Consider the following 12,674-nt stretch of genomic DNA (forward strand, 5'->3'; position numbering starts at 1 on the left):
TAGTTAATACTTCAACATCCACTGTGAAGCTTGCAATTCATCGATGACTATTCATTCACTAACTGAAATAGACTCTTGTCCCTTTTAAACAGATCCATGAGTGGATATCTCTTCCGAACAGAATAGCTCTGCCCCTGACAACTGAATATCGTGACTCGATCTTTACCGATATCAACCATTTCAAAAAGCCTGGAAAGACGCGTATCAATTGTAGTCAATGCCTCTTCCCAGCCAAGTAAATCAGCATCAAGCTCCGCCTCAAGTAATTCTGATATCAAAATGGCGGTAGGCCCATCCTGACGCAGGATTTCTGAAAGATCCCCTGGTAAACCGTAGTTTGGTATCTGACCCAGCTTTGCAAAACCGGCTAGTAGTGAGTGTGAACCATACAAAGCTGCGTAGTCAGATACCACTGTTGGGCAACTTCCAATGCCAGAGACCCAGACTGCATTAACATAAGGTTCACCGGAGAGCATTTTTTGCTGGCTCATTTCATCTTGAAAAAAGAGCATCTGTGTCTCATTTAGAAACTTCCGCCAAACTGCAGCATCTCCACCGGCTGGCAGGTAAGATTCGATATGGCGACCTGCCACTGATTCCATACTTGATGTCGATATATCCGGCGTTCTGGATAGTTTCATACACCACTGACTTGGTGTGACCTGGCTCAAGAGCATGCCATCACCCTTGAAATGGGCATTAAATTGGGCGATCAAATGCTCTGCATAATCATCTTGAATGGATTGCGAAGCCAGTCGAATCAATATCAACCTGTCTCTATCCGCCAGCAGATGAACAGGGGTTGCCAGTGCCCAGCAACCATCATCAGACGCCGCCTGCCCTCCATGGAGGGTCACTGCTCCTGCCGGTAAATCATGGCCCTCTTCAGCTGTTATGCCAAACAGCTGAAAAAGGGTATCAGTCAGATCCAGGCCAGGAAAAGGTGATAACCCTGCCTTACTAAGTGCACGCTCAATATTTTTCGGCCGATAGTCCCGATCTTTGAGTTGCCTGATCGCTGTATCCCAGAACAAACCTGGTATCAACAGGTCTATTTGTCTGCCCATTTTATGGCATTCGCCCGGAGCTGGCACCTCGTTCTAACTAAGCTCAGACCATGTTATCAAATATCGAATGCTTGACTGCATCAAGATCAGCATCAATGGTTATGACAGGAGAGGTTGACTGCTCAATCGCAGTATCAGGATCCTTCAGACCATTGCCGGTAAGGGTACAGACAATACTGGAGCCTTCGGGTATCTTGCCCGATTTTACATCACGCATAGCACCTGCCAGGGATGTCGCAGACGCAGGTTCGCAAAAAACCCCTTCATTCTCTGCCAGCAGTTTTTGAGCTGCGAGTATCTCTTCATCAGAGCACTCATCAAACCATCCACCTGACTCATCCTGTACCTTCCAGGCCTGTTCCCACGACTGAGGATTACCGATACGAATTGCAGTGGCTACAGTCTCCGGATCCTTCACCGGCCCACCCCGCATAAATGGTGCAGAACCTGCTGCCTGATAGCCAACCATTTTAGGTCGCTTCCCGGTAATGGCACCGCCTGCAAATTTACATTGACCGCCACAATATGCACAGGCATCCGTGACCTTTTCCCCGCTGGTACAGCTATATTCGCAATAACCGATCCAGTGCGCTGTTATATTGCCGGCATTACCGACTGGAAGACAATGAAAGTCAGGCGCATGACCCAGCTCTTCAACAATTTCGAAAGCTGCTGTTTTCTGACCCTGCAGCCGGTAGGGATTGATCGAGTTGACGATAGTAACCGGCGCATGTTCTGCAACATCTTTAACAAGCTGCATTCCATCGTCGAAGTTACCCCTGATCTGAATTGTAATGGCGCCATACATCATAGCCTGGGCCATTTTACCCATGGCAATTTTGCCGTCGGGGATCAACACAAAGGCTGTGATGCCTGCCCTGGCGGCGTAAGCAGCTGCAGCTGCAGAGGTGTTTCCTGTTGAGGCACAGATAATCGCCTTACTGCCCTCTTCCACCGCTTTGGTGACCGCCATGGTCATCCCTCTATCCTTGAAGGAACCCGTTGGATTCAGTCCTTCATACTTAACATAGATCTCCACATCCTTACCCAACTGATCAGGAATATTATGCAGGCGTATGAGTGGTGTGTTGCCCTCACCCAGACTGATGATCCGAGTGTCATCATGCACAGGCAGTCGGTCACGGTAGCGGTCGATCAATCCAGTGTATCTGGGACGGAATGGCATGATATTTAACCTCAAAAATCTTTTTTCTAAATGTCACGGAGCCAGAATCTTTGAAATCCTGCTCCCCTGCTGGTCAGAAACTATAATTCTATGCTACGCCTGATTCTCAGAGCTCAGATTCGAGCATCCAATATCAGACAGGCTACTTAGCCATCAAGACGTTCGATCCTGATCCGCATGATCTGTCCCGATACGCTACCCAATTGCTCGATAGCCGCCAACGCTTCATTCAGTCGCTTTTCGACGACTCGCTGGGTCATCATCACCAAAGGCACAGTACTGTCACCTTCAGCAGGTTCTTTCTGATGAATCGCCTCGATGCTGATCTGGGAATCAGCCAGGATAGTTGCAATTCTGGCAACCACACCCGGTTTATCCTCTACCTGCATTCTCAGGTAGTAGGCCGACACAACCTCTTCTATGGGTAGGATTGGCAGATCAACAAGCTCACCCGGCTGGAATGCCAAGTGTGGCACTCTGTTTTCAGAATCTGTGGTCAAGGCTCGCACCACATCCACCACATCGGCAAGCACTGCAGAAGCAGTCGGCTCAGAACCTGCACCCGCACCATAATAGAGGGTCGGACCTACTGCATCGCCATTGACTAAGACCGCATTCATTACACCATCCACATTGGCAATCAGGCGGCGATGCGGAATCATGGTGGGATGGACGCGCATCTCTATACCACTCTCGGTCTTGCGGGTGATCCCAAGATGTTTGATGCGATAACCAAAATCATTAGCATATTCAACATCCTGGGGTTCAATCTTAGTAATACCTTCGGTGTAAGTCTTTTCGAACTGCAATGGAATACCGAAAGCGATTGAGCCCAGAATAGTCAATTTATGAGCCGCGTCGATACCCTCCACATCAAAAGTGGGATCGGCCTCAGCATAGCCCAGTGCCTGCGCTTCTTTGAGCACATCGGAAAACTCTCTGCCTTTATCCCGCATCTCAGTAAGAATAAAGTTGCCTGTGCCATTGATGATTCCGGCAATCCACTCTATGCGATTGGCTGCCAGACCTTCGCGAACCGCTTTGATAATCGGGATTCCACCAGCTACAGCAGCTTCAAACGCAACCATAACGCCATGCTTTTGGGCAGCTTCAAATATCTCATTACCATGCATGGCAATCAGAGCTTTATTGGCTGTGACAACATGCTTTCCGTTTTCTATTGCTTTCAATACCAGCTCACGTGCTGGTGAATAGCCACCGATCAACTCAATGATGATCTCCACCTCGGGGTTATCCACCACGGCGAAAGCATCATCACTGATTTCAACCTGCTCAAGGCCAATCAATTGGGAGGGGTCATAGGCCTTTGCGGCTGCATGGGTAATCTGAATACCTCGTCCAGCACGACGGGCGATCTCATCTGCGTTGCGAGTCAGGACATTGAGCGTACCGCCTCCTACAGTGCCAAGCCCCAACAGACCAACTTTAACTGGATTCACGTGATTACTCCTACAGTAGAATTCTTATTGTCTCAAGATTCGATCAGTCCGTCTTTACGGAACATGTCACGAATACCTCGTACCGCTTGACGTGTACGATGCTCATTTTCAATCAGGCCAAATCGAACATGATCATCACCATGTTCACCAAAACCAACACCAGGTGATACGGCAACCTTGGCCTCGCTTAAAAGTTTCTTGGAAAACTCAAGTGAACCCATGGAACGGTAGGCCTCTGGAATTGGCGCCCAGACAAACATCGTCGCCTTTGGCTTCTCGACATACCAGCCAATGTTATTGAGTCCGTCGCAAAGTACATCCCTTCGGCTTTGATACATGCCACAGATATCCCGAACCACATCCTGCGGGCCTTCCAGGGCCGCAATAGCCGCAACCTGAATCGGCGTAAAGGTACCATAATCAAGATAGGATTTTATCCGCGCAAGGGCTGCAACCAAGGTCTTATTGCCAGACATGAAACCGACACGCCAACCGGGCATATTGTAGCTTTTCGAGAGGGAAAAGAACTCCACCGCAATCTCATCAGCACCAGGAACCTGGAGAATCGATGGGGCAACATAACCATCGAAGACGATATCGGCATAAGCAAGATCATGTACCACCCAAATATTATATTCCTTGGCGATTTCGACGATCTTTTCAAAAAACTCCAGCTCAACACACTGGGTTGTCGGGTTTCCAGGGAAGTTGAGCACCAACATTTTAGGACGAGGCCAGGAGTCTTTAATCGACTTGACCAACTCATCGAAAAAGTTGCCCCCCGCAACCATCGGCACATGACGCACATCTGCGCCAGAGATGATGAAGCCGTAGGGGTGTATTGGATAGGCCGGGTTAGGTACAAGTACCGAATCCCCAGGCCCCATACAGGCCAAAGCCAAATGAGCCAAACCCTCTTTTGAGCCTATGGTTGCAATAACCTGGGTCTCTGGATCCAGATCGACCTGATAGCGGTTCTTATACCAGTTACTCATCGCCCGTCTTAATCTGGGAATGCCTTTTGACATGGAATAACGGTGCGTATCCTTGCGATTCGCCACCTCGCATAACTTATCTACGATATGTTGTGGCGTCGGTTGATCAGGGTTACCCATGCCAAAATCGATGATATCCTCGCCCCGCGCTCGCGCTGCCGCCTTGAGTTCATTAACAATAGCGAACACATAGGGTGGCAACCGCTTGATTCTGCGGAACTCTTCCATCTCTTGCGTGGACACGGATACCTCGTCTTTTCAATTAGGCCAAAGGGTACAAAGTTAACTGACCCACTATAAAAGATCAATTCAGGAAACCAGTACAAATGCAGGTAAGGCGGATTGTAAGCGAAAAACAATCATCTATTCAGGCCAATCTGAGTAAATAGCCAGATTATTATCAGCAACGACAACTTTCAGGGCGGAAATTATCGCCCGATTTCATATTATGATAAGGAACCTTTGAGTAAGCCTGAGCCGAACAGGATCTCTATAGACGACTTGTTCAGAGGTTCCTTTAGTCGTTTCCACTCAATTTCGTCACTTTTTTGTAGTGCCCGATTAAGGTAAGGTCGGGTTATGAAATTCATACTTGATGATGCCAATAGTGGCTACGCCATTCAACACTACACGGTCAATGAGATCACAATCAATGGGAATGTATATCGCGAAAGTCTGGTACTCATGCCCGATCGAATCATCCCCCAATGGCGCCCGACCAGTTTCGATGAGTTGAAGGTGGAAGATTTCATACACATTGCAGCATTTTCACCAGAGATTATTGTCCTTGGTACTGGTTCAAAGCAGCATTTCCCATCGCAAGAGCTGCTTCTGCCGCTGATCGAAAAGCAAGTGGGTCTAGAGGTTATGGCCACAGACGCTGCTTGTCGTACCTACAATATTCTGATGTCTGAAGGCCGGCAGGTGGCTGCGGCTTTACTGATGATCAGGGATTAAGCGGGATATTTCAGCTTGCCAGTTGCGATTTAAAGAAGTGCCAGGGGTACCAGCGACCAGGGAAGCGCAATCAAGAAGCCCTGCTGCCAAAATGTACCTGATCAAGCAGAAGGAGCATCTGCCTCATCGGTTTGCTCCATTTCATCTTCCAACACCACGATATTCTCTGGATAGGGGTATTTTTCAGCCATTCGTTTGCTCAATTTCCCCTGGGCGGCCTGATGCAGGGCATCAGATTCCATCAGAATAAGTATCAACACTGTCACCATGATTGGCAGCAGTCCAATACCACCAATCAGTGCCATAACCGCCACTTTCTGCATACCCATGTAGGCGTATCCCAACCAGCCCAGAAAAAACACCGTTAACACAGCCAACAACATATAGATAAACAACCGGCTACGCTCAGCGGCAATCTGCCAATGTGCATAGACATACCATTCATCCCGTGATTTCGACTGCTTTGCTCTCCATAGCGTATAGACAAGCATCACTAAGGAGACAACAGGCACAAGGGCCATAGGCTGCCAAAAGGAACGCACGAGTCCCAGTGCAGCCACGAACCATAAAATATGGTTACCAATCAAATTTGTCAGAAATATATCGTGAGGGAATTTGGCCTTTTGGACCAACTCATCGGAGATTTCGAATTTCATCGATAGTCAATACCCAATCTGTTACCAATAGCAGGCATCTTCCCATGATGGTTTAGATACCACAACAACGGCCTTCAACAATAAGTTCAAATACTTAAGCCCAAATACTGAAGAAAATAATTAGCTAATCAACTCTCCTCTTCACTACCCATCATCTTTTTAACCAACCATTTCTTCATCATAAACATCATTAAAAACAATAAGATACCCACTACAATCCCGATCCATGGGTTCTCTTTGAGAATTGTTATAAACCAAAGTCCACTTCCCATTGTAGAATCCTCACTTTATGAATATGGTGCCAAGAGAGTTTTAGCAAAAACCTCAGCTTGTACCCATAAACTACCTGACCTGAGAGAAGTAATCCATATGCATAAGATTCCACTATATGGAACAGGCTCAAAGCAGGTAAGATGGGCCGCAGCAATCATCCCCACAACTGATCACAATCTAAAAGCAGTCTCTACAAGGCTATCTCTTGTTAGATTGGAAATGTCAGAATGGCGTCTGGGTGATCAGGCATGGTTGTCGACCAGATCTATAAACAGGCTGGTCGACCCAATAAGCAACCAGTGCAAGAAGTAACCAAGCAGGACTGACTCTAAATGGAAAAAAAGATTATCTTTTGGGTTGTATCACTATCTGTGGTCGCAGTGGCCCTGGCTATACTATTGCCCGGTGGCCGACAGGTGGACACCAACCCAAGGCTCCCCTGGGATATTCATATATCACCACAGAATGAGATTCAGGTATTTGATTTAACGCTCAACAGAAGCTTACTACCCGAAGCGAGGGATATATTCCGGAATCAGGGAAAGTTGAATCTATTCATTGATGAGAGTGGAGAACCAGCCCTGGAGGCCTACTTTGAACGGGTCTTTTTAAGTGGTCTTAGAGCCGACTTCATTCTCGGCCTAAAAGCTGATGAGGCTCTGCTGGACAAATTGGTAGACAGGGGTTCCCGTATCAGTCGTACCTCAGACTCCACCCATAAAATAGTTTTGGACAGCGACGATATGATCCTGGCAGAAAATTTGCCAATTGAGATGATCAACTATATACCCGCCGCCAATCTGGACGAATCATTGATCAGCAGTCGTTTCGGTGAACCTGCTGATAAGATCACTGAAACTGAAACCGGGGTAACCCACTGGATTTATCCTGAACGAGGAATAACTATCGGCGTCAATCCTGAGGGTAAAGAACTCATCCAATATATGCCGCTGGATCGCATCGACAACTTAGTGGAGCAGATCAAGAACAGTAATATCGAATATGAAGCAAAGATGAATAATGGTTAGCTGAAAAAGAGGGGATCAGAGTTACTCCTGGTCTTCTGCATCCGGCATCATCTGCTTCGGCAAACCCTTTTTTTTCTGCTTCGGGGCGATATCATCATCCATCAGGATTCGATGGGCCTCCCCTTCCAGGTCATCAAACTGGCCACTGCGGGCAGCCCAAAAGAGCACGGCCACTGCAGCAAGCCCTAATATGATCATCCCTGGAATCAAGCCATAAATTACATCCATCCGTTTACTCCATCAGAGATAGTTTCAACTAATCTTAACACCTTTAAACAAGGTACGGATACGTGCGGAATTGCCGATAACAGCTAAAGAACTCAAAGGCATCGAGATCGCCGCTACCAAGGGTGTAACTACTGCAGCCATCGCCAATGGCACCATGACAATATTATAACTGATTGAGATACCTATATTTTGTCGAATCGTCAGCAGTGCCCTCCTTGAGAGTCCTATTGCTAGACGAACCCGCTCCAGCTCACTGCTCATGAGCACGATATCTGCACTCGCAATCGACACATCGGTACCAGAACCCATGGCGATGCCAACATCGGCCCGAACCAGAGCTGGTGCATCATTCACACCATCACCGACCATGGCGACACGCTGCCCTTCTGATTGCAACTGTTTGATAACCTGGTCTTTCTCTTCCGGCAACACCTCAGCGATAACATCCATACCACCAAGTCGCTCAGCAATGGCTTCAGCTGACTGACGCCGGTCACCACTAAGCAGGGTCAACTGCATCCCTTCAGCTTTTAGAGAAGCGATCAAATCTTTAGCATCGGGCCTGATCCTATCCTCTACAGCGACCAACCCAACCTCGTTGCCATTCACTGCTACACGAAACCAGCCGATACCCCGCTCATCCAGCTGATGTTCAAACATATTCAGGCGTTCAGATGATCGATAACCTTCTCTCTCCATCAATGCCGCACTGCCAATCGTAAAGTGATCTTCACCCACCCGCGCAGTCACACCAAGCCCAGGAATCGACCTGAAATCACGACAAGCATATCCAGCTTGATCTTTGGCAAACATCTCAACCCAGTTCACCACTGAATCAGCTGTAGGGTGTTCTGATTGCCGCTCTACCAGAGCCAGTTTCGCCATCAGGTCACGAACCGAGTCTGGGGGCTGTTCATCGCCTTCGTTCCACTGCTCATCATCGGTAAATACTGCAACCACTGAAAGGCCACCCTCTGTCAGGGTTCCTGTCTTATCGAAAATCACATGATTGATAGTTGAGAGTGTCTCCAATACCTCGCCATTCTTAACAAGAATGCCATATTTGGCACCTAGACCAGAGGCCACAGCAATCGACATAGGGGTTGCTAAACCAAATGCACAGGGACAGGTGATAATTAATACCGACGTCGCAGCCAATAGCGCTACTTCAAAATCACTATTGAACCAATATAGAAAGGTTAATGTCGCCAAGGCTAATGTTACAGCAACAAACCAGGGAACAATCTGATCAGCGAGACACTGGATGGGTGCTTTCGAGCTCTGAGCCTCTTCAACCAGACTGATAATCCGGCCAAGGGCCGTATTTTTCAATAATCCGGTCACTTCCACCTGTAATGCACCATGTCCATTAATCGTGCCGGCAGATACATGATCCCCAACTGTTTTATTGATCGCCAGTGACTCTCCAGTAAGCATCGCCTCATCGATAGTCGTCAGACCCTCTACGACAACCCCATCTACAGGCACACGCTCACCAGGCTTAATCAATACCCGCTCGCCGAGGGTAATGGCTCGAATGGGTACCACCTCTTCAGCACCGCCTGGTTCCAGACGTGTCGCGACTCGGGGTTGAAGATCGAGCAGACGCTGGGTGGCCGCCACAGCTTGCCGTTTCGACATTGCCTCAAGATAGCGACCAACAAGAATGACAAAAAGGAAATTGACCACTGTATCGTAGTAAACCTCACCCACTGTAGTGCCACTGAGGGTGATATAGAGCGAGTAGAGATAGGTGATTGAAGCACCGATAGCGATCGGCAGATCCATACCAAGATGTAAATTGCGCAACCCAGACCAGGCACCTCTGAAAAAGGGATACCCTGAATAGAGGAGTACTGGTGTAGCCAGGGCAAAACCAATCCAGTGGAACAGACTTCGAAACTCTCCTTGATTTGCACCGGCATAAAGCGCAATCGAGATCCACATCAGATTCATCATGCCAAATGCGGCGAAAGCCATTCTATAGAGAAGATGGCGATTCTGTTTCTTCAGGGTTCCCTCTGCAGCTTCAGGATCGTATGGCACTGCTGCATATCCAATCTGTCCCAAACGTTGAATAATTTGCGATAAGCTGATTGCGCTGTTGTGCCACTTAACATGCAGACGCTTTCCAGATAGATTGACCTGGGCGGAGACGATACCTGGTACAGGGTTCAAGGTGTGCTCGATCAACCAGACGCAAGCCGCGCAATGTATCCCTTCAATCAGGAGATGAATATCCCTCTCCTCCGCCAGTTCACCTACAAACTCGGCCTGCACATCATCCAGGTCATAGAGTGCCAACTCTGTGGGAATATCGGGTGGTGGAGCGAGATTAGCGCCTTCAGGTGTACGCTGGTAGAAACCTTCCAATCCAGCATCATAGATCGCTTCGCATACGGCTTTACAACCAAGACAACAGAAATGTTGGGTTTCACCCTCGATTTCACCGGTAACATCATCTTCCGGGGGAATGGGAAGCTGGCAATGGAAACAGCCTTCAGAGGCGTCTACGTGTGACACGGATTCTCCTGTAAAGAGGTGAAAATCGCTTTCCGGTTTAGCTGAAAACCATCAACCTCATCAGAATGACAGGTATCCTTGGCACAATCTCGAACATGGGTCTGACCTGCATCTCAAGCGTCCCAGACTAAGGCACCCAATCGATGCCTACACCGATCCTTTTAGGCACCTGGTATTCGTCCTCTCCATTGCGAATACTGACCAGCGTATCCCAAGCGCCTTTGAGGGGGAAACTGACCGTTGCCTCATACATTCCAGGGCCAACACGCTGCATGGGTACGGAGAAATCCTGGTCGGCATCAGAAGGGCGATACGCGTGGAAGGTAACTTCATCGCGGTCAATTGGCTCACCCTCTTTATCAGTCACACTATATTGGCAGAGCACAGGTTCGCCTATCCCAATCTTCGAGGGCAGCTTAACCTTCATTTTCCACTGGGGATCCCTTGCCTTACGCTTGAGCATGTTCTTCTCATAATCCTGCCCACGCTCATAGAAGTCATCCACAACCAGACCAGGATTGTTATCGATTGCCAGGTAAATCATGATCATATTCATGGTAAAGAAGATGACCACCATTGCCACCCAGGCAATGACCCAGGGACTTCTCCAAGCTGATTTTTTGTCTGTCATGGCGATAACTTATTTCGACTTCATTAAAAATGAAAAGGGCGGACATCTCTGTCCGCCCTAAGAATAGACCTTATTTTATCAATCTCTAACGCCGGGGGCCAATAAAAACACTCACACGTTTGTTTTCAAGCACCTCACCATCATACTCGCCCTGAACTTTGAAGGTAATTGGTAAGGTCTCCTTGGTTAGCAAGGTTTGAGGAACCCGCACAAAGACCGTGCGTGCAGTGACTTTACCGTGACGCGCATTGGTCACAACATCCTCATCCACAAATACCAACCCTTCTGGCCCCTCAGCGCTGAGGGTAACCGGGATATCCTGGGTCATTTTATTGAGAATTTTTACAGTATATTTATTCTGAATACTGCCATCACTCTGCAATACAAACAGGGGTTGCCGATCATGTATTACCTTGATCTCCAGTGGCGCCAGAGAGGTTAATCCATACGCAATACCTGCGAGTGCCAGACTCATTATTGCAGTGTAGACCCAGACACGAGGCCTTTTGTACAAGGGTACCGGTTTTTGCTGTGCCTCCAGTGATTCATAGGACTCATAACGAATTAAGCCCTTTGGCCGCCCGATCTTCTCCATGACCTCATCACAGGCATCGATACAGAGGGAGCACATGATACAGCCCTCCTGCTGCCCATGACGGATGTCCACGCCAGTCGGGCAGACCGCAATACACTGCTTGCAATCGACGCAATCACCTGTGGTTCTATCCTCTTCAGCCTCTCCTTTTTTGATGCGACCTCTTGGCTCACCCCTATGAAAATCATAAGAGGGCACCATGGTGGTCTTATCGATCATTACCCCTTGAATTCGAGCATAGGGGCAGAGCCAGAAGCAGGCCTGCTCGCGCATATATCCTGCCAGGACATAGGTCCCTGCTGTGAACAGTGCAATGGTGCCATAGGCAACTGAACTAGCCTGCAGAGTAAAAATATCACGCCACAGGTCAAAAACATCATAAAACCAGGCAACGAAGCTTACGCCGGTTAGTGCGGAAATCAGTAGCCAGACCAAGTGCTTAGTTACTTTGATTCTGACTTTGGTGGCACTCATTGGCGCTTTTTCAAGCTTGCGACGTTTTATTGGCGAGCCTTCCAGCTTCTCCTCCAGCCAGGTAAAAACATCTGTCCAGACAGTTTGAAAGCAGAAGAAGCCACAATAGACACGCCCGGCAAGTGCGGTGGCCACAGCCAATAGCAAGGCGAAAAAAAGCAGTGTCAGCGACAGCATCCAGAAATCCTGAGGAAGAATAGTTACACCCAGGATATGGAACTGACGGTTCGGAATATCAAAAAGGATAGCTTGACGATCTCCCCATTGAGCATAAGGACCGACAAAAAAGATAATCCAGAAAGAGGCGGCTAACCATTTAATATTGCGCCAATAACCACCCATGCGCTTGGCATGTATAGTCTCTTCACCAGTATTCAGATTCCAATGTGCCGATTCAGCGTATAGATCATCCACAACATTTTGCTTGGATGCGGTCGTCTCACTTGCGCTCAATTGCTCAACTCCTCTGAATCAGTGGGGGTAATTTAGAAAACTATGATATAGGTCACGTTGCTTACTAGCCAATGCGATTTATCAATACATTAAGGCCAATTAAACGACAGAAAGTTGCCATTTTACAGGCTTAACCGAGTTCTAAAAA

Annotated in this window: 12 protein-coding genes; 2 read left to right on the plus strand and 10 right to left on the minus strand. The window is 48.1% G+C overall.

The genetic code is table 11. From position 1 onward, the window contains the following. Positions 1 to 47: 47 nt before the first annotated feature. The 4 genes from AC4IE7_RS20840 to alaC all read right to left on the minus strand — a co-directional run bounded on the left by AC4IE7_RS20840 (position 48) and on the right by alaC (position 4,936). Positions 48 to 1,067, minus strand: a complete 1,020-nt coding sequence (locus tag AC4IE7_RS20840; RefSeq protein ID WP_490778805.1) for a hypothetical protein — start codon at positions 1,065 to 1,067, stop codon at positions 48 to 50. 43 nt (positions 1,068 to 1,110) lie between these two features. After that, positions 1,111 to 2,253 carry a threonine synthase gene (gene thrC, locus AC4IE7_RS20845; protein ID WP_490778806.1) on the minus strand — a complete coding sequence of 381 codons (1,143 nt, stop codon included), beginning with the start codon at positions 2,251 to 2,253 and terminating at the stop codon, positions 1,111 to 1,113. A gap of 146 nt (positions 2,254 to 2,399) precedes the next feature. Next, positions 2,400 to 3,713, minus strand: a complete 1,314-nt coding sequence (locus tag AC4IE7_RS20850) for a homoserine dehydrogenase (RefSeq protein WP_490778807.1) — start codon at positions 3,711 to 3,713, stop codon at positions 2,400 to 2,402. Positions 3,714 to 3,745: 32 nt separating this feature from the next. Continuing rightward, positions 3,746 to 4,936, minus strand: a complete 1,191-nt coding sequence (gene alaC / locus AC4IE7_RS20855; protein WP_490778913.1) for an alanine transaminase — start codon at positions 4,934 to 4,936, stop codon at positions 3,746 to 3,748. A gap of 351 nt (positions 4,937 to 5,287) precedes the next feature. Here alaC and AC4IE7_RS20860 point away from each other — a divergent pair, with 351 nt between their 5' ends. Next, positions 5,288 to 5,665 (plus strand): Mth938-like domain-containing protein, encoded by a 378-nt coding sequence (locus tag AC4IE7_RS20860; protein ID WP_490778808.1) that lies wholly within the window; start codon positions 5,288 to 5,290, stop codon positions 5,663 to 5,665. 101 nt (positions 5,666 to 5,766) lie between these two features. Here AC4IE7_RS20860 and AC4IE7_RS20865 read toward each other — a convergent pair whose 3' ends face one another. Beyond that, positions 5,767 to 6,321 carry a hypothetical protein gene (locus AC4IE7_RS20865; protein ID WP_490778809.1) on the minus strand — a complete coding sequence of 185 codons (555 nt, stop codon included), beginning with the start codon at positions 6,319 to 6,321 and terminating at the stop codon, positions 5,767 to 5,769. Between the two features lie 128 nt (positions 6,322 to 6,449). Then, positions 6,450 to 6,593, minus strand: a complete 144-nt coding sequence (locus tag AC4IE7_RS20870) for a hypothetical protein (RefSeq protein ID WP_490778810.1) — start codon at positions 6,591 to 6,593, stop codon at positions 6,450 to 6,452. 333 nt (positions 6,594 to 6,926) lie between these two features. Between AC4IE7_RS20870 and AC4IE7_RS20875 the strand changes: the two genes are divergently transcribed. Further along, on the plus strand, positions 6,927 to 7,622 hold the full coding sequence (locus AC4IE7_RS20875) for a hypothetical protein (RefSeq protein ID WP_490778811.1): 696 nt from the start codon (positions 6,927 to 6,929) through the stop codon (positions 7,620 to 7,622). Between the two features lie 21 nt (positions 7,623 to 7,643). Here the strand turns inward: AC4IE7_RS20875 and ccoS are convergent, their stop codons facing one another. The 4 genes from ccoS to ccoG form a co-directional block, all read right to left on the minus strand. Next, positions 7,644 to 7,850 carry a cbb3-type cytochrome oxidase assembly protein CcoS gene (gene ccoS, locus AC4IE7_RS20880; RefSeq protein WP_490778812.1) on the minus strand — a complete coding sequence of 69 codons (207 nt, stop codon included), beginning with the start codon at positions 7,848 to 7,850 and terminating at the stop codon, positions 7,644 to 7,646. A gap of 24 nt (positions 7,851 to 7,874) precedes the next feature. Further along, positions 7,875 to 10,373: a heavy metal translocating P-type ATPase gene (locus AC4IE7_RS20885; protein ID WP_490778813.1), complete on the minus strand. Its 2,499-nt coding sequence runs from the start codon at positions 10,371 to 10,373 to the stop codon at positions 7,875 to 7,877. A 127-nt stretch (positions 10,374 to 10,500) separates the two neighbouring features. Then, entirely contained in the window at positions 10,501 to 11,004 is a 504-nt protein-coding gene (locus tag AC4IE7_RS20890; protein ID WP_490778814.1) for a FixH family protein, read from the minus strand. Between the two features lie 85 nt (positions 11,005 to 11,089). After that, positions 11,090 to 12,526 carry a cytochrome c oxidase accessory protein CcoG gene (gene ccoG / locus AC4IE7_RS20895; protein WP_490778815.1) on the minus strand — a complete coding sequence of 479 codons (1,437 nt, stop codon included), beginning with the start codon at positions 12,524 to 12,526 and terminating at the stop codon, positions 11,090 to 11,092. Positions 12,527 to 12,674: the final 148 nt, after the last annotated feature.

This window comes from Candidatus Thiodiazotropha sp. AKAK3 (genome assembly GCF_058244645.1).